21 protein-coding genes and 1 tRNA gene are annotated in these 23,876 nt (G+C 54.5%); 17 read left to right on the forward strand and 5 right to left on the reverse strand.

The features are described from left to right. Window positions 1-219 precede the first annotated feature (219 nt). The 7 genes from CIK94_RS12040 to CIK94_RS12075 all read left to right on the forward strand — a co-directional run bounded on the left by CIK94_RS12040 (window position 220) and on the right by CIK94_RS12075 (window position 11,629). A complete protein-coding gene (locus tag CIK94_RS12040) occupies window positions 220-2,187 on the forward strand; it encodes a sialate O-acetylesterase (protein WP_094423162.1) in 1,968 nt (655 codons plus the stop codon). 164 nt (window positions 2,188-2,351) lie between these two features. Next, on the forward strand, window positions 2,352-3,599 hold the full coding sequence (hflX, locus tag CIK94_RS12045) for a GTPase HflX (protein WP_094423163.1): 1,248 nt from the start codon (window positions 2,352-2,354) through the stop codon (window positions 3,597-3,599). Window positions 3,600-3,623: 24 nt separating this feature from the next. Further along, window positions 3,624-5,471, forward strand: coding sequence for a DUF4954 family protein (locus CIK94_RS12050; protein ID WP_094423164.1), 1,848 nt, complete (start codon window positions 3,624-3,626; stop codon window positions 5,469-5,471). 95 nt (window positions 5,472-5,566) lie between these two features. Continuing rightward, window positions 5,567-8,497 (forward strand): pitrilysin family protein, encoded by a 2,931-nt coding sequence (locus CIK94_RS12055; protein WP_094423165.1) that lies wholly within the window; start codon window positions 5,567-5,569, stop codon window positions 8,495-8,497. Window positions 8,498-8,571: 74 nt separating this feature from the next. Next, window positions 8,572-10,092 (forward strand): M1 family aminopeptidase, encoded by a 1,521-nt coding sequence (locus tag CIK94_RS12060; protein ID WP_094423166.1) that lies wholly within the window; start codon window positions 8,572-8,574, stop codon window positions 10,090-10,092. 456 nt (window positions 10,093-10,548) lie between these two features. Beyond that, window positions 10,549-10,941 carry a CidA/LrgA family protein gene (locus CIK94_RS12070; RefSeq protein WP_094385463.1) on the forward strand — a complete coding sequence of 131 codons (393 nt, stop codon included), beginning with the start codon at window positions 10,549-10,551 and terminating at the stop codon, window positions 10,939-10,941. After that, window positions 10,934-11,629, forward strand: coding sequence for an LrgB family protein (locus tag CIK94_RS12075; RefSeq protein WP_094423168.1), 696 nt, complete (start codon window positions 10,934-10,936; stop codon window positions 11,627-11,629). Before CIK94_RS12070 ends, CIK94_RS12075 begins: the two co-directional genes overlap by 8 nt. Before the next feature lie 112 nt (window positions 11,630-11,741). On the opposite strand, the gene CIK94_RS12080 is transcribed toward CIK94_RS12075, so the two are convergent. Then, window positions 11,742-13,394: a leucine-rich repeat domain-containing protein gene (locus CIK94_RS12080; RefSeq protein ID WP_094423169.1), complete on the reverse strand. Its 1,653-nt coding sequence runs from the start codon at window positions 13,392-13,394 to the stop codon at window positions 11,742-11,744. A gap of 319 nt (window positions 13,395-13,713) precedes the next feature. On the opposite strand from CIK94_RS12080, the gene CIK94_RS12085 reads away from it, so the two are divergent. The 5 genes from CIK94_RS12085 to CIK94_RS12105 all read left to right on the forward strand — a co-directional run bounded on the left by CIK94_RS12085 (window position 13,714) and on the right by CIK94_RS12105 (window position 17,620). After that, entirely contained in the window at window positions 13,714-13,983 is a 270-nt protein-coding gene (locus CIK94_RS12085; RefSeq protein WP_094423170.1) for a hypothetical protein, read from the forward strand. 133 nt (window positions 13,984-14,116) lie between these two features. Continuing rightward, window positions 14,117-15,772, forward strand: a complete 1,656-nt coding sequence (locus tag CIK94_RS12090) for a fumarate hydratase (RefSeq protein WP_094385457.1) — start codon at window positions 14,117-14,119, stop codon at window positions 15,770-15,772. A 245-nt stretch (window positions 15,773-16,017) separates the two neighbouring features. Continuing rightward, window positions 16,018-16,350, forward strand: a complete 333-nt coding sequence (locus CIK94_RS12095) for an RHS repeat-associated core domain-containing protein (protein ID WP_254046214.1) — start codon at window positions 16,018-16,020, stop codon at window positions 16,348-16,350. 23 nt (window positions 16,351-16,373) lie between these two features. Further along, window positions 16,374-16,820, forward strand: a complete 447-nt coding sequence (locus tag CIK94_RS12100; RefSeq protein ID WP_094423172.1) for a hypothetical protein — start codon at window positions 16,374-16,376, stop codon at window positions 16,818-16,820. A gap of 173 nt (window positions 16,821-16,993) precedes the next feature. Continuing rightward, window positions 16,994-17,620, forward strand: coding sequence for a hypothetical protein (locus CIK94_RS12105; protein ID WP_144008392.1), 627 nt, complete (start codon window positions 16,994-16,996; stop codon window positions 17,618-17,620). Between the two features lie 25 nt (window positions 17,621-17,645). Here CIK94_RS12105 and CIK94_RS14145 read toward each other — a convergent pair whose 3' ends face one another. Both CIK94_RS14145 and CIK94_RS12115 read right to left on the reverse strand, forming a co-directional pair. Further along, entirely contained in the window at window positions 17,646-17,909 is a 264-nt protein-coding gene (locus CIK94_RS14145; protein WP_144008393.1) for a hypothetical protein, read from the reverse strand. 329 nt (window positions 17,910-18,238) lie between these two features. Further along, window positions 18,239-18,309 (reverse strand) — tRNA-Gln (locus tag CIK94_RS12115). 179 nt (window positions 18,310-18,488) lie between these two features. Between CIK94_RS12115 and rsfS the strand changes: the two genes are divergently transcribed. The 4 genes from rsfS to rsmA are packed head-to-tail and all read left to right on the forward strand — an operon-like array spanning window position 18,489 to window position 22,618. Then, complete coding sequence (gene rsfS, locus CIK94_RS12120; protein ID WP_094384699.1) at window positions 18,489-18,848, forward strand: ribosome silencing factor; 360 nt, start codon at window positions 18,489-18,491, stop codon at window positions 18,846-18,848. A gap of 37 nt (window positions 18,849-18,885) precedes the next feature. Further along, window positions 18,886-20,955: an ATP-dependent zinc metalloprotease FtsH gene (gene ftsH / locus CIK94_RS12125; RefSeq protein WP_094389070.1), complete on the forward strand. Its 2,070-nt coding sequence runs from the start codon at window positions 18,886-18,888 to the stop codon at window positions 20,953-20,955. Window positions 20,956-20,959: 4 nt separating this feature from the next. Next, window positions 20,960-21,823: a phosphatidate cytidylyltransferase gene (locus CIK94_RS12130; protein ID WP_094389069.1), complete on the forward strand. Its 864-nt coding sequence runs from the start codon at window positions 20,960-20,962 to the stop codon at window positions 21,821-21,823. Window positions 21,824-21,826: 3 nt separating this feature from the next. Next, window positions 21,827-22,618, forward strand: a complete 792-nt coding sequence (gene rsmA / locus CIK94_RS12135) for a 16S rRNA (adenine(1518)-N(6)/adenine(1519)-N(6))-dimethyltransferase RsmA (protein WP_094423175.1) — start codon at window positions 21,827-21,829, stop codon at window positions 22,616-22,618. Here the strand turns inward: rsmA and CIK94_RS12140 are convergent, their stop codons facing one another. Next, window positions 22,619-23,026 carry a hypothetical protein gene (locus CIK94_RS12140; protein ID WP_094423176.1) on the reverse strand — a complete coding sequence of 136 codons (408 nt, stop codon included), beginning with the start codon at window positions 23,024-23,026 and terminating at the stop codon, window positions 22,619-22,621. It lies immediately after the preceding gene. A 63-nt stretch (window positions 23,027-23,089) separates the two neighbouring features. Then, a complete protein-coding gene (locus tag CIK94_RS14490) occupies window positions 23,090-23,236 on the reverse strand; it encodes a hypothetical protein (RefSeq protein ID WP_158216578.1) in 147 nt (48 codons plus the stop codon). A gap of 178 nt (window positions 23,237-23,414) precedes the next feature. On the opposite strand from CIK94_RS14490, the gene CIK94_RS14150 reads away from it, so the two are divergent. After that, a complete protein-coding gene (locus CIK94_RS14150) occupies window positions 23,415-23,696 on the forward strand; it encodes a hypothetical protein (RefSeq protein ID WP_144008394.1) in 282 nt (93 codons plus the stop codon). Window positions 23,697-23,876 lie beyond the last annotated feature (180 nt).

Raw genomic sequence — 23,876 nt, forward strand, 5'->3', positions numbered from 1 at the left:
ACGCGGGGGATGACTCGGGCGGCACGCAGAGCAGGGAGAAGAGCGCAATTTGCATCTCCGACCTGCAATAAATGGCAAAAACGGGCTGTATGTCAGATTATATGGCTATCTTTGCAGAAGATAGGCGGCACCTCAGCCATCTAAGCAAGCTTATGGCGTTCGGTTTGCACTATCTTTGCAAAAGACAGCAATACAGTTGACTTAAACAATACAATTATCATGAAACAAAGAAGGACAATATTAGTAATGTTATGCCTGATGCTTGTCACGGGCGTAACGGCGAAGCTGAAGTTGCCGGCAGTGATAACCGACCACATGGTGATACAGGCCGGTGAGGCAGTAAACGTATGGGGCTGGGCCGACAAGGGTCAGAAGGTGACGGTGACGATAGACAACCACCGCACCACCGTGCGCACGGCGAAAGACGGCACATGGCTCGCCGTGCTGCCGGCGATGAACTATGGCGGGCCCTACACCATGACCGTGACCACAGGGAAGGAGAGCCTGACCGTGAGCGACATCCTCGTGGGCGAGGTATGGGTAGCGAGCGGCCAGTCCAACATGGAGTTCCGCCTCTGCAGCGCCGACAACGCCGAGGAGGCTGCGCTCTCTGCCCACAACAGCGGCATCAGAGTGTTCACGGTGGAACGCACGATGGCAAAGACTCCCCAAGCCGATGTCGTGGGTAGCTGGACGGTATCGACACCCGAGACGGTGGGCGACTTCACCGCCGTGGGCTACCTCTTTGCCCGCGAACTCGCCAAGCGGCTCAACTGCGCCGTGGGCATCATCAACACCTCGTGGGGAGGCACCGATATCGAGACCTGGATGAGTCCCAAGGCGATAGAGTCGTTCCCCAAATACAACCCGCTGGTAGAAGAGATGCGCACCGCCGACCTCGACGCCCAGGCCAAGCGTTGGCAGGTGCTCAAAGCCAAGTTTGACAAGGCCGTAAGGGAAGAGTGTGGCGAGCGCGATGGCTGGTATCGCACCGACTTTGACAAGAGCGACTGGCAGAGACTTGAAGTACCGGGACTGTGGACCATCGACACGCTCGCCAAGATGGACGGCGTGGTATGGACCACCACCCAGTTTGATGTGCCCGAAGAGTTGACCGGCAAGGAGGCCACCCTCTACATGGGCATGATAGACGATGACGACGTGACCTGGGTCAACGGCCAGCGCATAGGCGAAACCAAGGGATTTACCGTCAAGCGCACCTACACCATACCTGCTGGCGTGCTCAAGGCAGGCAAGAACGAGCTGACCGTGAAAATCATCGACGACCACGGTGGCGGCGGTTGCTACGGCCCGCGCTATCTCTACTTCATCCGCGTGGGCAGCCAGCGCATTCCCATCCTCAAGCATCCGTGGAAATACCGCATCTCTGCCGTCAAAGACCTCGAAGGCTTCGTGCCCGACAATCCCAACAAGTATCCCTCGCGTCTCTACAACGCTATGGTTGCCCCCATCTGCCGTTATGGCATCAAGGGCGTCATCTGGTATCAGGGCGAGAACAATGCCAACCGTGCCCAGGAGTACTACCGCCTCTTCCCTGCCATGATCAACGACTGGAGAGAGCAGTGGAAGCGGCCTGAGATGCCGTTCTATTGGGTTCAGCTGGCCAATTTCATGAAGCCTGTCGACACACCGGCGGAGAGCAGCTGGGCCACGTTGCGCGATGCGCAGAACGCCACGCTCAGCCTGCCTCATACGGGTCAGGCGGTAATCATCGACGTGGGCGAGGCCGACGATGTACACCCCAAGGACAAGCAGACCGTGGCCAACCGTCTGTCGCTCATGGCTCTCAACCATGAATATGGCATGCACGATGTCTATTGCGACAGTCCCCAACCCGTAAGAGCCGAGCGTACTGCCGACGGCAACATACTGCTCACCCTCCGCAACGAAGCCGAGACGCTCGTCTGTCACGACCGCTACGGCTATGCTTGCGGTTTCGCCGTGGCAGGTGCCGATGGCGTTTACCGCTGGGCCAAGGGCGAAGTGGTGGCGCCCAACCAGGTAAGGCTAACCACCCCCAAGGGCGTCGTGCCGATGATGGTAAGATATGCCTGGGGCGACAACCCCGACGACGCCAACCTCTACAACTCTGCCGGGCTGCCCACCACCCCATTCCAAATCAAGGTGGAACCTGCCAAGGTCAAGGTGGAGCCCGCCAAGCCATAAACTACCACGACGGTATAACCCTTGCCGCACATATCTTTCATCCGCGGCAAGGGTTATACCGTCTTTATCACTGGCAGAATAGGTCCCGATGGTAAAAAAAGGGACAATTCTCTTTGTATTGTTTTCGGTTTTCACTACCTTTGTCCACATATTATATATTATAGATGAAAGAATTTGTAATTTCAGAGGTAAAAGCAGAGACTGCTATACTGGTGGGACTCATCACCAAAGACCAGGACGAAGAGAAGACGACAGAATACTTAGACGAATTGGAGTTTCTGGCCGATACGGCTGGAGCGGTGACCGTAAAGCGGTTTACCCAGAAAGTGAACGGCCCCAATACGGTGACCTACGTGGGCAAGGGTAAACTGGAAGAAATCAAGCAGTATATAGAAGACGAAGAAGACAACGACCGGGAAATCGGTATGGTTATCTTCGATGACGAGCTGTCTGCCAAGCAGATGCGCAACATCGAGAACGAGCTCAAGGTGAAGATACTGGACCGCACGAGCCTCATCCTCGATATCTTTGCCATGCGCGCACAGACCGCCAACGCCAAGACTCAGGTCGAACTGGCGCAATATCGTTACATGCTGCCTCGTCTGCAGCGCCTCTGGACCCACCTTGAGCGTCAGGGTGGTGGCTCTGGTTCGGGCGGTGGCAAGGGAAGCGTGGGACTGCGCGGCCCTGGTGAGACCCAGCTCGAGATGGACCGCCGTATCATCCTGCAGCGCATCACGCTGCTCAAGCAGAGACTGCTGGAAATAGACAAGCAGAAGACTACACAGCGCAAGAACCGCGGCCGCATGGTGCGCGTGGCGCTCGTGGGCTATACCAACGTGGGCAAGTCGACCATCATGAACCTCCTGGCCAAGAGCGAGGTATTTGCCGAGAACAAGCTCTTTGCCACCCTCGACACCACGGTGCGCAAGGTGGTGATAGACAATCTCCCCTTCCTGCTCGCCGATACCGTAGGATTTATCCGCAAGCTGCCCACCGACCTGGTAGACTCCTTCAAGTCGACCCTCGACGAGGTGCGCGAAGCCGACCTGCTGGTCCACGTGGTAGACATCTCCCACCCCGACTTCGAGGAGCAGATAGAGGTGGTCAACCAGACCCTCAAGGACCTCGACTCCGCCGACAAGCCCATGGTGCTTGTCTTCAACAAGATAGACAATTACCACTGGGTCGAGAAGGAGGCAGACGACCTCACCCCGATGACCCGCGAAAACGTTACGCTCGACGAGCTGCGCCGTACATGGATGGCCAAGATGAGCGACAACTGTCTCTTCATCTCTGCCCGTGAGCGAGAGAACATAGACCACTTCCGCGATGTGCTTTATCGCAAAATCCGCGAGCTCCATGTTCAGAAATATCCCTACAACGACTTTTTATATCCATCTGAAGAATAAGTATAACTTTTTTATCCATGAACTATGCAGCGACTATTAAGCGAACAGGAGATTAATATCCTGGAACTCAATGGCTGCCAGGCTGAAGACTGGACTGCCGTAAGCGTGAGCGAAGATTTCACGCCCGACTATCTGCGCAACGTGATGTTCTACGGCGACGTCAGCCTTGGCGTCTTCGAGCGTACCATTGAGGTGACCCCCGGCTTCAGCAAGCACTCGGGCATACGCAATGCCACCCTGCGCAATGTGACTATCGGCGACAACTGTCTGATAGAGAACATAGGCAACTACATCAACAACTACACCATCGGAGCCAACTGCTACATCTCCAACGTCTGTGTGATGGAGACCATCGAGGGCGCCACCTTCGGCCAGGGCAACGTGGTGTCGGTGCTCAACGAGGTAGGCGAAGGCAACATCATGATGTTCGGACTCCTGAACAGCCAGTTTGCCGCCTTCATGGTCAAGCACCACAGCGACCATCACCTGCGCGACACCATCTATCGGCTCATACGCGAGGAAATCAACTGCACCATGCCCGACCGTGGCACCATCGGCGAGAGAGTCAAGATCGTCAACACCAAGGAAATCATCAACTCGGTGATAGGGCCCGACTGCGAGATAAGCGGTGCCTCGCGACTCAGCGACTGCACCCTGCAGAGCGTAGGACAGCCCGTCTATATCGGCACAGGTGTAATCTGTGAAAACTCCATCATCTCCGACGGCTCGTCGGTCATCAACTCGGTCAAGATGCAAGACTGCTTTGTGGGCGAAGCCTGCAAGATAAGCAACGGATTTACCGCCTCGCAGAGCATCTTCTTCGCCAATTCATATATGAGCAACGGTGAAGCCTGCGCCGCCTTCTGCGGACCCTTTACCGCCTCACACCACAAGAGTTCGTTGCTCATCGGCGGGCAGTTCTCTTTCTACAACGCCGGTTCTGCCACCAACTTCTCCAACCATGCCTACAAGATGGGCCCCATGCACTATGGCATACTCGAGCGAGGTGCCAAGACCGCCAGCGGAGCCTATATCCTGATGCCCGCCAAGATAGGCACGTTCTCCGTGTGCTTCGGCAAACTGATGTATCATCCCGATACGCGTTGCATACCGTTCTCCTACCTCATTGCCTATGGCGACACGATGTATCTCTCGCCCGGACGCAACCTCACCACGGTAGGTCTGTATCGCGACATACGCAAGTGGCCCAAGCGCGACATACGTCCGCTGAGCAAGCACCGCAGCATCGTCAACTTCGACTGGCTCTCGCCCTTCTCCGTCAACGAGGTCATACAGGGCAAAGCCATCCTGGAGCGGCTGCGCGAGGCATCGGGCGACAACGTGTCGACCTACAACTACCACGAGTATGTCATCAACGCCGCCTCGCTACGCATGGGCATCAGCCACTACGACATGGCGCTGCGCATCTATATGGGTGCCGTGGTCAAGCGTGTGCTCAAGCGCTACGGAGCCGTAGAGCCGCCCGCATCGACCATAGGCGAAGGTGCCTGGAGCGACCTCTCAGGACTCTTGCTGCCCGAGAGCGAGGAACAGCGGCTTATCGAGCAGATTAAGGACGGCACCCTCGACGACGTGCAGAGCATCATCGACGAGTTTGTGGCCATCGACGGCCGTTACCGCGACTATCAGTGGGCGTGGACTTACAGACTTATACTCGACTATTACCACATAGACCACATCACCCAAGCCGACATAGACCGCATACATACCGACTATGTAGAGGCGCGCCGTATGTGGATAAGCGAGATACGCAAGGACGCCGAGAAGGAGTTCAATATGGGCGACGTGGAGCGCGATGTCTTCGACGACTTCATCAATCTGCTCGACCACGAGATAGACTACGAGAACTGACGCCACTGTCAAAAAGTATGTTAAAATCGTCACAATTCCAGCCGTTCATGCGTCTATTATAATAATAGGTAACAATATTATCATCAAATATCAATATGAATAGAACCTTTATGAGTATGCTGGGCCGCGGCCTGGCTTTAGGTTTGGTCCTGCTGGCCTCGGCACTGCAAGCCATCGCCAAGGACTACAAGTACCAGACCGTTAAGGGCGACCCCATGCAGAGTCGCATCTACACGCTTGACAATGGTCTGAAAGTGTACCTGAGTGTAAACAAGGAGAAGCCACGCATCCAGACCTACATCGCCGTGCGCACCGGCTCGCGCAACGACCCAGCCGAGACCACCGGTCTGGCTCACTATCTGGAGCACCTTATGTTTAAGGGAACCCAGCAGTTTGGCACCACCGACTACGCCAAGGAGAAGCCCTACCTCGACGAGATAGAGCAGCGCTACGAGAGCTACCGCAAGATGACCGACCCCGAGCAGCGACGCAAGGCCTATCACGAGATAGACTCGGTATCGCAGCTGGCAGCCCGCTACAACATCCCCAACGAGTACGACAAGCTCATGTCGTCTATCGGAGCCGAGGGCACCAATGCCTACACCAGCAACGACGTGACCTGCTATGTCGAGGACATTCCCTCCAACGAGGTGGTCAACTGGGCCAAAATCCAGAGCGACCGCTTCAAGCACATGGTGATACGCGGTTTCCACACCGAGCTCGAGGCTGTCTACGAGGAGTTCAACATAGGACTCGCGCAGGACAACCGCAAGATGTGGGGAGCACTCAACAAGCTGCTCTACCCCACCCATCCCTACGGCACGCAGACCACCATCGGCACACAGGAGCACCTGAAGAACCCCTCGATAGTCAACATCAAGAACTACTTCAGCCGCTACTACGCACCCAACAATGTGGCTATCTGCATGGCGGGCGACATGGACCCCGACAAGGTCATCGCCACCATCGACCAGTACTTCGGCGACTGGAAGCCCAATACCAACCTCAGCCGTCCGGAGTACGCGCCAGAGAAGCCCATCACCGCCCCACGCGACAGTAGCGTCGTTGGCCAGGAGGCCGAGATGGTGGCTATGGCATGGCGTATGCCCCAGGCCAACAGTGCCGCTGCCGATACGCTCGAGCTCATGGGCCGACTGCTCTACAATGGCAAGGCGGGTCTGATAGACCTCAACCTGGTACAGCCCATGAAGATCATGGATGCCTATGCCGGCTACCAGGGTCTGCACGACTACGGCAGCTTCAACCTCATCGCCATCCCCGTAAAGGGACAGAAGCTCGAAGACACCCGAGCCCTGCTGCTCGACCAGATGGAACGACTGAAGAAGGGAGAGTTTGACGACAATCTGCTCGCATCGGTCATCAACAACTACAAGGTGCAGCAGTATCGCGCCCTGGAAAGCAACGACTCGCGCGCCGACATGTTTGTAAACGCCTTCATCAACGACCAGAAGTGGGAAGATGTGGTGACCAGCCTCGACCGCGTGTCGCGCATTACCAAAGACCAGATTGTGGCTTTTGCCAACCGCTACTTCTCGCCCGAGAGCGTAGTGACCGTCTACAAGCGTCAGGGTGTAGACTCTACGCAGAAGAAGATAGACAAGCCAGCCATCACCGCCATCCCCAGCAACAGAGAGTATCAGAGCCAGTTCCTCACCGACATCAAGAACGCTAAGGTGGAGCCCATCCAGCCCCAGTTTGTAGACTTCAAGCGCGACCTCACCTTCGCCAAGACCAAGAAGGGACTGCCCGTCATCTACAAGCACAACACCGAGAACGGACTCAGCACCATGGTAATGCGTTGGGAGTTTGGCTCATCGGCCGACAACCGCTACCCCATTGCCACAGACTACCTCAGCTACATCGGTACCAAGAGCAGGACGCTGGCCGACATCAACAAGGAGCTGTACCAGCTGGGATGCCAGACCCGCTTCAGCGTGGGTACATACAACCTGAGCCTCATCATCAGCGGTCTGGACGAGAACCTGCCCAAGGCGCTCGCCATAGCCGAGGACATGATGCACAACGCCAAGGCCGACAAGCAGGCCTATGACGACGTGGTAGGTCTCTATGTCAAAGACCGCGAAGACAGCAAGAAGAACCAGCGCGCCAACTTCAACGCCCTGCGCGCCCTGGCTCAGTATGGCGAGTACAACAGCCAGCTCAACCGGATGAGCATTGACCAGATGCGTGCCACCGACCCACAGACCCTGATCGACCTCATCAAGGCACTGCCCGGATACAAGCACGAGATACTCTACTATGGCCCACGCAGCGTCAAGGACCTTACAGCCATCATCGACAAGCAGCACGCCACTCCCAAGAAGATGGCTGAGCCGCTCAAGAACCGCGACTACATGGAGCAGACCACTCCACAGAACGAGGTGTGGATTGCGCCCTACGACGCCAAGAACATCTATCTCGTAATGTATCACAATGAGAACAAGTCGTGGAACCCCGACGAGGCAGCAGTAAGCTCCCTCTTCAACGAGTACTTCGGCGGAGGCATGAACACCGTAGTCTTCCAAGAGCTGCGCGAGGCACGCGGACTGGCATACAGCGCCAGCGCGTTCTACAACAACTCGCCAAAGCCCGGACATCCAGAGTATGGAATTACCTATATCATCTCGCAGAACGACAAGATGATGGACTGCATACGCACCTTCAACGAGATACTCGACACCATCCCGCAGAGCGACAAGGCGTTCAACCTGTCCAAGCAGGCGCTCACCAAGCAGTTGGCAAGCAACAGAGTCACCAAGTTTGGTGTCATCAACGCCTATCTCGAAGCCCGCTTCAAGGGTATCGATTACGACCTCAACGAGAAGATCTACCAGGCGCTGCCCGGCGTGACCCTCAAGGACGTGGTCGACTTTGAGCAGCGCACCATGGCCAAGAAGCCCTACCGCTACATCATCCTGGGCGACGAGAAGAACCTCGACATGAAAGCCCTCGAGAAGATTGGCCCCATCCACCGCGTGACCACCGAGCAGATATTCGGTTATTAATATCCACACGTTACCCTATAACTACCTCGGCAGAGCCCTGTGGCGCTGCCGAGGTTTCCTTTTCAACACCCGACATGAAAACCAGAACTATTGCCATCATCATCGCCTTGCTGCAGACCATCGCCGCAGCATGCCAGAGCGAAAGCGCCCTGTATGGGCATGCCATGAACTTCGCCCGACAAGGCTGCAAAGACAGCCTCTTCTACAGTCTCGACCGTATGGCCACTCTCTACGGAGCCCGGGATGCTGACCTCTTGCCCGAACTGCTACTCGAGCCTCTGTTAAGGCCCTACCACAGCGACAGCCGATGGAGCCAGGTCAAAGACCGATTGCGCAAGGCAAGGATAGAAGCAGCGTCAGAGTCGCCGCGGCCATGCCAGACCGACACTGCCACCAAGCTCGACAACACCCCCATCGTAAACAGCTACGACATAGACCTGACCATAGACGTTGCCGCCAAGCGCATCGATGTGCGGGCCGACATTGACATCGACTTCCGTGGCAACAGCCATGCCGACCTCTATCTGTGGCGATATACCCAGCTGTCACGAGTGGCTGTCAATGGACGAGCCACCCGCTACGAGTTTGCCAAAGACATCGAGGCACCCTGGATAAGCCCATCGGGACGGCTGCGCATAGACGCCGGGACAGCGCGGGGAGCGGCGCGCATCACCACTGCCTATACCTGCCGGCTCGACAGCATACCCGAAGATGGCTTTGCCGCCTGCGACAGCAGTCTGGTCATGCTCACCTACTACATGGGGTGGTATCCGATAGACATCGACCATGAGACATCGACCGCCAACATAGACATCCACATCACCCCAGGCTTCGAGCTTACCGGCTCGGGCATCATCAGCCGCAAGGCCGACTCCTGGCATATGGCGCAGCCTTGGGAGGGCTTCGACTACACCATCATCGCCTCGCCCGACCTCAAGCAGAAGACCGTCAGCCACAACAAGCGTAAGATTGAGGTGGTATCGCTGGGATTCCCCGACGCCGATGCCGACACGGTGGCTGTCCGCAGTGCCGAGATAATGGACTACTATACCCGTCTGTACCGCCTTGAGCCCAACGGGCGACAGCTGCGTATATTCCTCTTTCCTGCAGGGGGCGGCGGTGCCTACAGCCGACGCAATTTCATCGTCTGCTGCTGTCAGCGCTACAACGAATGGCTGTACCAGCTGCTTGCCCATGAGATTGGGCACTTCTGGTGGTCATCGGCACCCACTGACCAGTGGGAAGACTGGCTCAACGAGAGCTTTGCCGAGTACAGTTCGCTGTGCGCCATAAAGCAGCACTTGGGGTCTGCCGTCTACGATGACTATATAGAGGCTTACCGCGAGTGGGCACGCACAGCTTGCCCCATCAAGGGCCTGGCCCGCCAGGCCGAGGGCTCGCAGCACACTTTCTACCACAAGGGTGCTATTCTGCTCTACGACCTGCAGCAGCGCATCGGCGACAAGGCTTTCTTCGACCTCATGCACCATCTTGCTGCCAAGCGCATAGGCAGCCAGCACGACTTCGAGGCAGAGACAAGCCGACGGCTGAGCCATGACGACTGCCTCTGGATAGAGCGCCGACTGAACCAGTAGCACCATCCATAGCGCAAGGGCGATGACGCCCGCCAGCATACTGACCCTACAAGACCACGAGAGCAGCCCCCACAGGCTGCTCTCTGTCGTTGGCGGCGCTCTGCCGGGCCCACTGGCTGAGCCACTGAGCCACATTGGCGGCTCGTGTCATACGATACGTGGGTCCGTGACTTATGTTACGAGGGCACGTATCGTAAGGCACGAGGTCACGTAACATAAGATACGAACCAACAGAGGTCAACAGGAGGCCGGCAGACGCCTGCTGCACAACCCCTTGCGACGCCCAGACGCCTCGCAAGGGCATGATGGCGATGGCGGGGCGTAACGCGGGGGCTGCAAGGGGGCTATCCTAAAGTTTAGGGGCATGAGTACACGCCATGTCGGATATTTTATATACCTTTGCACCCGATTACAATTATAAGAGTGTTAATAGGATAACCCTTCATCGTGTAAATTATGGTCAGACAATGCTTCATCCTCTTCGGATGTATGGCTGCGGGCGAGCTGATAACGATGCTCACCGGAGTGAAACTGCCTTCAAGCATCATAGGTATGCTGCTGCTCACGCTGCTGCTGAAGGTAAAAGTGATAAAACTGGAATGGGTAAGAGGTCTTACCGACTTCCTGATAGCCAATCTGGGTTTCTTCTTCGTGCCGCCAGGCGTTGCGCTGATGCTGCACTTCGACCTGATTAGGGCAGAGCTCCTGCCCATCGTCGGCGCCACACTGGTAAGCACCGCCCTGGTGCTGCTGGTCACGGGCCACACCCACCAGGTGGTGGCAAAGGGCGAGAAGAAGATTACGAACAAAATCAAGGACAAGATGGAAGAAAGGAGCAAGCATGATTGACCAAATCCTGACCAACGAGTACTTTCTCCTGGCGCTCACCTTCGGCATCTACCAGGGTGCCAAGATGCTGCAGCGCCGCACGGGGTCCATCCTGCTCAACCCTATACTGATAGCGATAGGGCTGATGATAGCGTTTCTCACAGCTTGCGACATACCCTATGACACCTACCACAAAAGCGGACAGATGATAGAGTTCTGGCTGAAGCCTGCGGTGGTAGCTCTGGGAGTGCCGCTCTATCTGCAGCTGTCGCAGATCAAGAAGCAGATATTGCCGATACTGGCTTCGCAGATGATGGGGTGCATCGTGGGCATCATCAGCGTGGTGGCGACAGCGCGCATGCTCGGCGCCTCGCGCGAGGTGGTGGCGTCGCTCGCCAGCAAGTCGGTGACCACGCCCATAGCGATGGAGGTGACGCAGGCACTGGGCGGCATACCGTCGCTCACGGCAGCCATCGTCGTGATAACCGGACTCATAGGCGGCGTGGTGGGCTTCAAGCTCATGGCGGTGGGCCATATACACAACCCCATGGCCAAGGGCCTGTCGCTCGGAGCGGCATCGCATGCCGTGGGCACATCGGTGGCGATGGAGCGCGACGAGTTTGTGGGGGCCTACGCCAGCCTCGGACTCACGCTCAACGGCATACTGACCGCCCTGCTTACCCCTTCCGTCGTCGAGCTGATGAGCTGAGAGTGCCCAGCAGCATACGGTCTATAGGAACCTAACAATAAGAGCAGCCCCGATGGGCTGCTCTTGTCGTTAAGGCCATGACGGCCGATATATCTATGTAGAGAGAGGGGCTCTACTCGTTGAATGTCACGCAGGCGGGCATCTTGGTCAGTGGCTTCTGGGCAAACGGACAGCCAATGAACATCATGTAGACATCGTCGGGTATGTCCTTGTACTGCACGCCGATGGCTGCCTTGCGCAGAGACTTGCAGTTCTTGAACGCCCACATGTCTAACGCCACGCGGCTGGGCAGCGAGACCGAAGTGAGTCTGTTGCAGTCCTCAAAAGCGCCACTCCGTATCTCCTTGAGGCTCTCGGTCAAGGGCACAGAGGTCATGGCTGTGTTGCAGAATGCGTTTTCCTTGATGACAGCTACCGACTGGGGCAAGTCGACATGGGTAAGCGAGGTGCAGTCTCTAAAGGTTGCTTCCTCCAGCACGGTGAGGTTTTGGGGCAGGGTCACGCTGGTGAGCGACTTGCAACCCCAGAACACCGTATTCTCCATTGTTTCCACGCGGTTGGGCAATACGGCTTCGGTGAGCCCGGTACAACCCGAGAAGACGCCACGTCCTATGGTCTTCACGCTGTTGGGCAGGACGATGCGCTTGAGTGCGGGATTTGCACCGAAGGCGTGGGAGTCTATCTTGGTCACCGTGGGCGGTATGCTGATTTCTGAGATGCGGGTTTCGTAGAACGCGTGGGTGCCAATGACCTTCAGACCCGGCGAGAGTGTCACCGACCGCATCTTCATGCCTTGGAAGGCGCTTGCGCCGATTTCCGTCACGCGGAAGACGCAACCTGCATAGCGCACAGTGGAAGGCACGGTATAGTCTTTGCCTACCGACTCGTCATTGTCCAGCCTCTCGAGGGTTGCTGTGCGGTCACCGAAGTGCAGATTGAACCACATCTCGCCGATATGCATCTTGTTATCATACGCCGAGTTGCCCTCATACACACGCACTGTAACCTCCTTGGTCTTGCGGTCTATGCTTTTGAAATACTCTACTGTCTTTTCATTCAGCCCTGGGTACAAGGGCGCCAGGTCTGACTGCATGGCATGCTTGAAGAAATCGTCCTCCAGCGGCTCAGCCGCTTCGTAGTAGCCGTCTTCGTTCTCGAGGTCGCTGAGTAGATATTCGACGGCTTTGTCGAGAGCATGATGACGGCCGGACATTTCATCGTTAATCTGCTCACGACGCACGAGCACCGGCTCGCACGATGGTTTGCCATCCTCGACCCATTTGTTTATCATCGCATACTCTTCGGCGAGGGTGGCGTTGTCCATATCCTGTGGGAAAGGGAGTGAACTAAACCAGTCGGGCTGCTTGGGACACTGCATAGGTGGCTTGGGGGTATGCTGGGTCTTGCGTCCCTCCCATGTCGATGGTCCCAGACCTCGGTAGAGCTTGATGGTGATTTGCTTTTTAGCAGGTTTTACCTCGCGTCGCTGGCCAGTGGCGGCACGATTGGTCGCCTGGGTTCGAGAGCGTCGGCTGTTGCCACTCTGCGAGGCATTGCCGCCGGTCACACGGTTCTTGGCTCTGTTTACTACGCGTTCTGGATTTGCAGCCGCGTCGGTCACGTCTTTCACGGGATTAGGAACGGCATCTTTGATGATTTTCATTCCCTTCTTCTTTAGCTTGTTGAGAAAACCCTGGGCAGGCGCCTCTGTGACTCCGATGGTCAGGCATACAGCCGTCAGGAGTAATAGTCGTTTTGCATTCATATTGCTTTTAGGTATGGTTGCGTATAACGACAAAAGTACTAATTAGCAGAGACACCTGCAAATAAATGTTGACTTTTTTCCCACCTCCGGTGCATTTTTCGATTATCACGCGCCCACTCTGCCAACAAGAAATGAGTAACATGCGCTTCGATATTCTCTATATACTCGCATAAGAAGATACAAAAAGTGATTAGCTTATTTCTTGTCGATATATAACACCTCTTCTTCATTGCTCTCTTCGATGAGCCACTACAAGCAGTTGTTTTTTTACCGCCAACGGCGGACTTTTTGAACGGCCAACGGCCGCTTTTTTTTTACCATGGCGACTGTTGTCGCCATGCAGCGCATGGCGTTGGGGATGGTGGTGATGACAAGGAGGAAAATTCGTTTTCCGACTGGCGTCGCCACCGTCACCAAAAAGGCGAAGCCGACAACAGCCGCCATGGCTTTTTGTGTTTATATCATCCTATATTATGTCCTGCTACAGGTAACGCCTGCGGCTAATCGCAACACCCCTGACGGTCTAATGACCGTTTGGGGTAATCCGGCAGAGCATTTCTTCGACGATTATGCAAGAAATATCCGGTAAAGTGGCATTGTGTCAGAAATTATTGCTAACTTTGTCATGCCCAACAGGTATGACTCCCACAGCGACAGCGGTCATCTCTGCCGGGCGCTGACTTACAACGACAACGACAATAACACATTATAAACAAAACAACATGGCAACTCCAGATTTTAAGTATGCTCCCATGTTCCAGCTTGGCCCGGACACAACGGAGTATCGCCTGCTCAGCACTGAGGGTGTAAGCACCGGCGAATTTGAAGGCAAAGAAATACTGAAAGTAAGCAAGGAAGCGCTCACGCTGTTGGCTCAGCAGGCTTTCCACGACGTAGAGTTCACCCTCCGCCGTGAGCACAACGAGCAGGTGGCTGCCATCCTGCGCGACCCCGAGTCGTCGGAGAACGACAAGTATGTAGCGCTGCAGTTCCTGCGCAATGCCGAGACTGCTGTCAAGGGCATCCTGCCCTTCTGCCAGGATACCGGCACCGCCATCATCCACGGCGAGAAGGGTCAGCAGGTATGGACTGGCTTTGAGGACGAAGAGGCGCTGAGCCGCGGTGTCTACAACACCTTCACCGAGGACAATCTGCGCTACTCGCAGAACGCCCCGCTCAACATGTATGACGAGGTCAACACACGCTGCAACCTCCCTGCCCAGATAGACATCGAGGCTGTCGAGGGCGAGGAATACCGCTTCGTGATGGTGGCCAAGGGTGGTGGCTCGGCCAATAAGACCTACTTCTACCCCATGACCAAGGCTACCATCCAGAACGAGGGCACTCTCCTGCCCTTCCTCGTAGAGAAGATGAAGAGTCTGGGCACAGCCGCATGTCCTCCCTACCACATCGCCTTTGTCATCGGCGGTACCTCGGCAGAAAAGAACCTGCTCACCGTCAAGCTCGCCAGCATCAAGTATTATGACGCGCTGCCTACCACAGGCGACGAGACCGGCCGCGCTTTCCGCGACATCGATCTTGAGCAGAAGCTCCTCGACGAGGCCCACAAGATTGGACTCGGCGCACAGTTCGGCGGCAAGGCTCTGGCCCACGACATCCGCGTGATACGTCTGCCCCGCCACGGCGCAAGCTGCCCCATCGGTATGGGCGTAAGCTGCTCGGCCGACCGCAACATCAAGGCCAAGATTAACCGTGACGGTATCTGGCTCGAGAAGATGGACACCAACCCCTCTGACCTCATCCCCGAAGAGTATCGTCGCCCCGGCGAAGGCGCCAAGGGCATTGAGATAGACCTGGACAAGGGCATCGACGCCGTGCGTGCCGAGCTCACCAAGTATCCCGTCTCTACCCGCGTCAACCTCAAGGGTACCATCATCGTAGCCCGCGACATCGCTCACGCCAAGCTCAAGGCGCGTCTCGACGCCGGCGAGGAGATGCCACAATACTTCAAGGATCACCCCATACTCTATGCCGGACCCGCCAAGACACCGGCTGGCTATCCCTGTGGCTCAATGGGCCCCACTACAGCCAACCGTATGGACCCCTATGTAGATGAATTCCAGTCTCATGGAGCAAGTCTGGTGATGATAGCCAAGGGCAACCGCAGCCAGATGGTTACCGATGCGTGCGAGAAGCATGGCGGTTTCTACCTCGGCACCATCGGTGGCGTGGCAGCAGTACTCTCACAGAGCAGCATCAAGAGCATCGAGTGTGTAGAGTATCCCGAACTGGGTATGGAGGCCATCTGGAAGATTGTGGTCGAAGACTTCCCCGCTTTCATCCTCGTCGACGACAAGGGCAATGACTTCTTCAAGCAGCTCAAGCCCTGGACTCCCTGTAACTGCAAGAAAGACTAAGCCTCGGGCTGGTCAATGATATCAGAGGCAGGCACCGTCAAGCTACGGTGTCTGCCTCTTTTTGCTATATCCGTACACTAAGATGACCATATACTTGACCACATCGGGACGCGGCAGGCTTCAGCATATTATTTTCGCCCCGAGCCATCACTTTTCCCCCGATTTTCTTGGCACGCGTGTACATTATTATTATATTTGCAATGTAAACATCTTAACCCCTGTCCATGCGCCGCCAGATTGTCATAATGCTGTTGGAGCTCATGACCACTCTGAGCCTCCCTGCTTTCGCCATTGCCGGAAGCAGAGAGAGCAGCCACGCCACCCAACCCTACAAATACATAGGCAAAGAACCCGACCGCCCCCACGGCCTCGACTGGTACGCCCCCGGTGCCCGCCACTACGACCCCGTCACGGGGAGGTGGAACACCATGGACCCGATGTGCGAGAAGTACTACGGCATGTCACCATACTATGCGGATATAGATATTAAAATATTAAATAAAAACTTGTTTAACGGCAAAATAAATTTGGCTTTATGGGCAAAACACTACAGAAATACCTTTTTGCAGGGACGATAATCATATTAGTGTCTTGTATAGTAATGGCGAAGGTATCACATATACAAAAAGAGAAGTGTAAACTGGGAGATAGTATTCCACTACTATCTATCAAAACAGATGTAGGCTTGCGGAAAATAATAGGTGACTATATGAATCGTTACAAAAAATATGATTCATATATTGTTGCCAAGTGGTTTAATACACCCTGCATGACAAGAAACATAGAAAAAGGGATATTGGTAGGCCCTGCTTATTATCCTCTGATATATGGTAGAAAGAAAGATACCATCCTTATTAACCACAGAGTCGTTTATTTGATAGACTCACTTAATGGTGGAAAGAGAATGTACACAGATGAGCTATTAGACTACCTCGCCACACATTCTCGCGATACTCTCATTGATTCTATGCATGGAACTCCTATTGTGGGCGAAATTCCAAACTTTTTATATCGTGCTATTTATATAGGAAGGAGCAATGGGAAATGATTGGTTCTGACACGGCCAGACACCATATTTTTTTGTGACACGCATAAAGAGTCCTATAAAGTTTACACCGCCAGAAATCAAGAATTAACAGACTTGAAAGAAAACAAAAACTACAGTTCAAAATACCAAAACTTTGTAAAAAAGCAATATTATAATTATAAAGATCGTAAACAATGAGAGTTTTGTTATTATATTTATTTATGTTTGCATTTGTACCATGCCATGCACAAACTTATGAGCAGTATATGAGCAGCAGGTTGAAGGTGAGGGGACTCGACTCTGTAATAGTATATTGCACTTTCTTTTATGATTTCAGGTTCCCTTCTGTCAAAATCAAGATAACCCCTACAAAATATTGTATGAAGATGAGAGCCATATCGCCAGAATGTAGCGATGACGATGACGAATATACAATGCCATTCAAAGTGCGACCGATTATAGAAAAATATATCATACTATCTATAGACTCATTTTTCATCTCAAACACAGCAAGAAAATATGTACTTAAGAAAAAGAAAGAAGGTGGATTTTTTAGTGAATTACCTCCTATTTGGATAGATAGATACTATAAGAAGAAAGGAAGAGTTACTACTTCAATCGAATCCGAAGGTGTATATGCGAATCGTCCACTTCATATAGGAGACCATCTAATTAAATTAAGTGAGAATTTCAAGTTGTTCATAAGAACATTAAACCATCACATGATCAAAAATCTCCATGATGAAAAGATAGAAAACGAGTATTATGAATGGCTCAAGAATGAAAAAAGAGAAGGCTTTTCAACAAGTGTATATGAATAACAGACATTTAACATAAACGCCTATGTCAACTATGCGTACATACGACGACGGCAGCCACATAGACTACACCTACTCGGCCGACGGGGTGAAGCTGAGGGCCGACTACTACCTGAACCCCTACACCCCGGCCGTGCCCGACGGTGAGTTCGGCATAGCCTGCGACAGCAGCCTGCTGGTGCACACGTGGCGCGAGTACGCCGGCAACAAGGTCTATGAGGACGGCGTGCTCAGCCGTCTGCTCTTCGATGGGGTATATGTGTCCCTCAGGGACTCCGTCCCCACATACCACTATTACATCAGGGACTACTTAGGCAACAACCGCATAGTGGCCGACGCCCACGGAAACGTGGAGGAGGTGAACCACTACTACCCATGGCGCGCTCATGGGCGACAGCCGCAACACCGGCCTGCAGCCCTACAAGTACATAGGAAAGGAGCTGGACCTCACTCACGGCCTGGACTGGTACGCCCACGGTGCCCGCCACTACGCCCCGTGCCCCCCTATCCCGCTTCTGAACTTCAGGCTCGCCAGACCACGCCACCGATGCACTCACGCTGACCAAAAATAAGGAAATGGAGATAAAAGAAAAAGTCAAGTCTTCCGACTTGACTTCTCTGTTGGGATACCCGGACTCGAACCAGGAAAGGCAGGACCAGAATCTGCAGTGTTACCATTACACCATATCCCAATTTGTTTCGAGCAATTGCCTCTTGCTCATTTGCGATTGCAAAGGTAGTGCTTTTTTTTCATACCCCAAAACTTTTTGCGCTTTTTTTCATAAAAAATTTCATTTTAGCGGTACTTTATACCATTATTCGGAGAATTAGGGTTAACTTTGCAGTATAAATCAAATTAGAAGACAACTGAATGACAACAACAAACAAATTGGTTGAGACCATTACTGAAGGTATACAGGAAAAGAAAGGTAAAAACATCGTGATAGCCGACCTCAGCGGCATCGACGGCGCCATCGCTCAATACTTCATCATCTGTCAGGGCAATTCACCCGCACAGGTAGAGGCTATAGCCGAGTCGGTGGGAGACATGGTGCGCGAGCGCATGGGCGAGAAGCCCGTAGGCGTGGTGGGTCTTGAGACCGACCAGTGGGTGGCTATCGACTTTGTCGATGCTTTGGTACATATCTTTCTGCCCGAGGTACGCGAGTTCTACGACCTTGAGCACCTCTGGGAAGATGCCCATCTTACCCGCATCCCCGACCTTGACTGATATATACACCTTATTATATATATAATATATAGCTATCATGAACAATTTCAATCCCAAAGATAAGCGACCCAACGACCAGCAACCCAAGATGCCCAAGTTCAACATGAACTGGCTCTACATATCGGTGCTTATCTTTATCGCCGTCATCGCCTTTAGCGGCGGAGGCAACCTGTTGGGCGTACAGGGCGTAAGCCAGGAGGCTACATACACCAAGTTCAAAGAATACGTAAGCAAGGGTTACGCCAGCAGGATTATCATCAACAACCAGGAGCACGAACTCAAGATGTATGTCAAGCCCCAAGCCCTCAAAGCCGTCTTCAACCAGCCGGCAGAGAAACTGGGCAAAGACCCATACGTCAAAGTCAACTATGGTTCGGTAGACAAGATAGAAGACTTCCTCTTGACAGCCCAGAAGAGCGGCAAGCTCAAGGACTACGACTACGAGAGACCCAATGAGAACACCCTGCTCAACCTGCTCTACAACTTCGGTCCCTTCCTACTGCTCATCTTTGTCTGGTTCTTCTTCATGAACCGCATGAACAGTGGCGGAGCCGGCGGCGGCGTATTCAATGTCGGCAAGAGCAAAGCCAAACTCTACGAGAAAGCCGGCGAGATGGGCGTCACATTCAAGGATGTGGCTGGTCAGGAAGGCGCCAAGCAAGAGGTGGAAGAAATCGTGGAGTTCCTGAAAAACCCAGAGAAGTTTACCGAGCTCGGAGGTAAAATCCCCAAGGGAGCGCTGCTTATCGGCCCTCCCGGAACCGGTAAGACGCTGCTGGCCAAAGCCGTGGCAGGCGAGGCCGACGTGCCCTTCTTCTCGATGAGCGGTTCCGACTTTGTCGAGATGTTTGTCGGCGTGGGAGCCAGCCGCGTGCGCGACGTATTCCGTCAGGCCAAGGAGAAGGCACCCTGCATCATCTTCATCGACGAGATCGACGCCGTAGGACGAGCCCGCAGCAAGAGCCCCGCCACCGGCGGCAACGACGAGCGAGAGAACACCCTCAACGCCCTGCTCACCGAGATGGACGGCTTCGGCACCAACTCGGGTGTCATCGTGCTTGCTGCCACCAACCGAGTAGACATGCTCGACAAGGCACTGCTCCGTGCAGGCCGTTTCGACCGTCAGATACACGTAGACCTGCCCGACCTGGCTGAGCGAAAGGCCATTTTCAATGTCCACCTGCGCCCGCTGAAGAAGGACGATACCGTAGACGTAGACTTCCTTGCCCGCCATACCCCCGGATTTTCCGGAGCCGACATCGCCAATGTCTGCAACGAGGCTGCCCTCATCGCCGCCCGGCACAACAGCACCCATGTGGGCAAGCAGGACTTCCTCAACGCCGTAGACCGCATCATCGGCGGTCTGGAGAAGAAGACCAAGGTGATGACCGCCGACGAGAAGCGCGCCATAGCCATCCACGAGGCCGGCCACGCCACCATCTCGTGGTTCTGCCAGTACGCCGACCCTCTGCTCAAGGTCACCATCGTACCCCGCGGTCAGGCCTTGGGCGCCGCATGGTATCTGCCCGAAGAGCGCGTCATCACCACCAAGGAGGAGATGCTCGACGAGATGTGCGCCCTGCTCGGAGGCCGCGCCGCAGAAGAGCTCTTCCGCGGTTCCATCTCCACTGGCGCCATGAACGACCTGGAGCGCGCCACCAAGAGTGCCTATGGCATGGTGGCTTATGCCGGTATGAGCGAAGCATTGCCCAATATCTGTTATTACAACAACCAGGAGTACCAGTTCCAGCGCCCCTACTCTGAGACCACAGCCAAGCTGATGGACGAGGAAGTGCTCAAGATGATAAACACCCAGTACGAGCGCGCCAAAAAACTGCTCAACGAGCACGCCGAGGGTCACCGCCAGCTGGCAGAGCTGCTCTTCCAGAAGGAGGTAATCTTCGCCGAAGATGTAGAGAAAATCTTCGGCAAGCGCCCATGGGTGAGCCGTTCCGAAGAAATCATCGAGGCCAACGAGGCCAATGCCCCCAAGCTCGAAGACATGCCCGAGGCGGTGAAGCAGGCCCAGGCCGAGCACGAGCGTGCCAAGGCTGAAGCCGAAGCCAACCACGACAACAAAGAAAATCAAGATAAAGAGGAGGAGTAAGACTATGAGTCCAAAAATGAAGAATTTTATCGTCCGCGCCATCACTGGCGCCCTGTTTGTTGCCATCATGGTCGCCGGACTTCTGGACCCCACCGCCATGATAGGGCTCTTCGCCCTCATCACAGGCCTTGCTCTGTGGGAATATACAGGTTTGGTCAACAACATTGAGAATGTCTGCATCAACCGGTTCATCTCTACCGTGGCAGGCGTCTATCTCTTTGTCGCCATCGCCGGCATCAACAGCGGCATCATCCAGACCAATGCCGTCTTTGTGCCCTATCTGCTCACGGTGGTCTATCTCTTTATCAGCGAGCTCTACACCCGCAACGCCAATGCCGTCAACGACTGGGCCTACACCATGCTCGGCCAGATGTATATCGCCCTGCCCCTGGCGTGCATCAATGTGCTGGCCTTCCGCCAGCAGCCCGACGGCACCATCTCCTTCTACTTCCTGCTGCCCCTGTCGGTCTACATCTTCCTGTGGGTCAACGACACCGGCGCCTACCTCAGCGGCTCACTCTTGGGACGCCACAAGCTCTTCCCCCGCATCAGCCCTGGCAAGTCGTGGGAAGGCTCCATCGGCGGCGGACTGTTGGTGCTCGTCGTAGCAGCCCTGCTCGGATGGTGGGAGAACAGCCACGAGTGTCTCTCCGGCCTCTCTGTCATCGAGTGGATGGGCCTCGGACTGGTAGTGGTATTCTTCGGCACCTGGGGCGACCTCGTCGAGAGTCTCTTCAAGCGCACCCTGGGCATCAAGGACAGCGGCAGCATCCTGCCGGGCCATGGTGGCATGCTCGACCGTTTTGACTCGTCGCTTATGGCCATCCCCGCATCTGTCATCTATATCTATTCACTCACCTTACTCTAAAAGATGAAGCAAGTAAAACCCAAGAAGAACTTAGGCCAGCACTTCCTGACAGACCTGGGCATAGCTCGGCGTATAGCCGACACGGTAGATGCCTGCCCCGACCTGCCCGTGCTCGAGATAGGCCCTGGCATGGGCGTGCTCACCCAGTATCTGGTAGAGAAGCCACGCCCCGTCAAGGCCATCGAGATTGACCGCGAGTCGGTGGTATACCTCCACGACCGTTTCCCCAAGCTCCAGGACAACATCATCGGCGACGACTTCCTGCGCATGGACCTCACCACTATCTTCGACGGCCAGCCCTTTGTGCTCACGGGCAACTACCCCTACGACATATCCTCACAGATATTCTTCAAGATGCTTGACAACAAGGAGCTCATTCCCTGCTGCACCGGCATGATACAGCGCGAGGTGGCGCTGCGCATGGCGGCACAGCCCGGCAACAAGACCTACGGCATCCTGTCGGTACTCATACAGGCATGGTACAATGTGGAATATCTCTTCACTGTAGATGAAGACGTGTTCAACCCACCGCCAAAGGTGAAGAGTGCGGTGATAAGAATGACGCGCAACGACGTGACCTCACTGGGCTGCGACGAGCGTCTCTTCAAGCGTCTGGTCAAGACGGTGTTCAACCAGCGCCGCAAGATGCTTCGCGTGAGCATCAAACAGATGTTCGGGGCGCAGAAGCCAGCAGACGAGTTCTTCACCCAGCCTATCATGACCCGACGCCCCGAACAGCTTGCTATCTCCGAGTTTGTCGACTTGACCAACCAGATAGCCCCCTACATGGGATAATCAATCAGTTTTTACAATTTTATACGAGACATTGCCTTTGCGGATGATATACACTCCCTTGGGCAATGTCTTTATCGTTTGCAGCGAGCCCAACCGCTTGCCGTCGATGGCATACACGGCGGTAGAGGCGGCATTGTCGGTGCCCAGCTCGGGCATGGAGATACCGTTGGCCGTATTGCCAAAGGAGAAGGAGCTCACCAGCGACTCGGCATAGCTCTTCACCACTTTTTCGCTCTTCTGCAGCACCACGGTGTTGCCCTTGAAGACGATGCGGTTTATGTCTGTGCCTATCTTGTAGCTCACCTCACTGTTCACACCGTCGTTGAGGCGGAAGGTGAGCATCGAGTCTTCGGCCCACATGGTACAGCTGCAGCAGAGGGCCAGCAGAGATAAAACTGTCTTTTTCATCTTGATGTTTGTTTAGGCTGCAAATATAGGCAAAATTAGCGAATAAAAGCGACTTGCCCATGATTATTTCAGATTTTGTAAAGATTGCTGGCGTTTTTCTTGTTGTTTCAGAACAAAAGCAGTATCTTTGAGGCGACTAAGAGGACGGAAACCGGCAGGACGAGCGAGTTTGTCAGGTCCGTCCAGACCAAAGTTTAAAGTGTATAACATAGTTAACAACGGTCCAAGTCTGTATTACGTGTCAGCGATGAGATGTCTGCAGATGCTAATTGGACTATGATATTTGCAAGCCTCCGAGATGTGATATCTCTGAGGCTTTTTTGTTTGCCTGCAGTGCTCCCCCGCCATCACCATCGCTATCGCCAATACCGCGGAGTGCATCAACAAATTGGTTTCAGGGTTTGATTTATCGGTTGCAAGCCTTGCCATAACTATTGCAGAGCCTGCAACCGTCATTTCACGCCACAAACTGCATTTTCCGAGCATCTCTGGCTGGATGGTGGTCATTCCCTGCGAGGCGAGGGACATCACCTGCGAGATGGTGGTCATTCCCTGCGAGGCGAAGGACATCACCTGCGAGGCGAGGGGCATCACCTGCAAAGCGAGGGGCGTCACCTGCGAGGCGAGGGGCATCACCGCTCCCGGCGCCCTACCCTATGGCCCGCTATAGGCTGACTGCGGGGCTGACCATCAACCCTAAATGCTGGTAAATCACATAGAATAATGACACAAAAACAAGAAAAGGCGGGTTTTTCACGCAAAGGAAGGAAATAATTATTAAATTTGCGATTGACTAATGTCAATCCCGTCAAGTTAACCGCGATGCCCGCCCTCACGCCGTTCTCCCAGG

Source organism: Prevotella sp. P4-51 (assembly GCF_002251455.1).
Classification (GTDB): domain Bacteria; phylum Bacteroidota; class Bacteroidia; order Bacteroidales; family Bacteroidaceae; genus Prevotella.

What these genes read in the sequence shown, in the direction of transcription:
- hflX (WP_094423163.1), top strand. Translation starts at nt 2,352, where the DNA reads ATGAAAGAATTTGTAATTTCAGAGGTAAAAGCAGAGACTGCTATACTG.
- rsfS (WP_094384699.1), top strand. Translation starts at nt 18,489, where the DNA reads ATGACAACAACAAACAAATTGGTTGAGACCATTACTGAAGGTATACAG.
- CIK94_RS12105 (WP_144008392.1), top strand. Translation starts at nt 16,994, where the DNA reads ATGAGAGTTTTGTTATTATATTTATTTATGTTTGCATTTGTACCATGC.
- CIK94_RS12140 (WP_094423176.1), bottom strand. Translation starts at nt 23,026, where the DNA reads ATGAAAAAGACAGTTTTATCTCTGCTGGCCCTCTGCTGCAGCTGTACC.
- CIK94_RS12075 (WP_094423168.1), top strand. Translation starts at nt 10,934, where the DNA reads ATGATTGACCAAATCCTGACCAACGAGTACTTTCTCCTGGCGCTCACC.
- CIK94_RS12090 (WP_094385457.1), top strand. Translation starts at nt 14,117, where the DNA reads ATGGCAACTCCAGATTTTAAGTATGCTCCCATGTTCCAGCTTGGCCCG.
- CIK94_RS14490 (WP_158216578.1), bottom strand. Translation starts at nt 23,236, where the DNA reads ATGTTATACACTTTAAACTTTGGTCTGGACGGACCTGACAAACTCGCT.
- CIK94_RS12040 (WP_094423162.1), top strand. Translation starts at nt 220, where the DNA reads ATGAAACAAAGAAGGACAATATTAGTAATGTTATGCCTGATGCTTGTC.
- CIK94_RS12130 (WP_094389069.1), top strand. Translation starts at nt 20,960, where the DNA reads ATGAGTCCAAAAATGAAGAATTTTATCGTCCGCGCCATCACTGGCGCC.
- CIK94_RS12100 (WP_094423172.1), top strand. Translation starts at nt 16,374, where the DNA reads ATGGCGAAGGTATCACATATACAAAAAGAGAAGTGTAAACTGGGAGAT.
- CIK94_RS12080 (WP_094423169.1), bottom strand. Translation starts at nt 13,394, where the DNA reads ATGAATGCAAAACGACTATTACTCCTGACGGCTGTATGCCTGACCATC.
- CIK94_RS12055 (WP_094423165.1), top strand. Translation starts at nt 5,567, where the DNA reads ATGAATAGAACCTTTATGAGTATGCTGGGCCGCGGCCTGGCTTTAGGT.
- CIK94_RS12050 (WP_094423164.1), top strand. Translation starts at nt 3,624, where the DNA reads ATGCAGCGACTATTAAGCGAACAGGAGATTAATATCCTGGAACTCAAT.
- rsmA (WP_094423175.1), top strand. Translation starts at nt 21,827, where the DNA reads ATGAAGCAAGTAAAACCCAAGAAGAACTTAGGCCAGCACTTCCTGACA.
- ftsH (WP_094389070.1), top strand. Translation starts at nt 18,886, where the DNA reads ATGAACAATTTCAATCCCAAAGATAAGCGACCCAACGACCAGCAACCC.
- CIK94_RS12060 (WP_094423166.1), top strand. Translation starts at nt 8,572, where the DNA reads ATGAAAACCAGAACTATTGCCATCATCATCGCCTTGCTGCAGACCATC.
- CIK94_RS12070 (WP_094385463.1), top strand. Translation starts at nt 10,549, where the DNA reads ATGGTCAGACAATGCTTCATCCTCTTCGGATGTATGGCTGCGGGCGAG.
- CIK94_RS12085 (WP_094423170.1), top strand. Translation starts at nt 13,714, where the DNA reads ATGGCGACTGTTGTCGCCATGCAGCGCATGGCGTTGGGGATGGTGGTG.
- CIK94_RS12095 (WP_254046214.1), top strand. Translation starts at nt 16,018, where the DNA reads ATGCTGTTGGAGCTCATGACCACTCTGAGCCTCCCTGCTTTCGCCATT.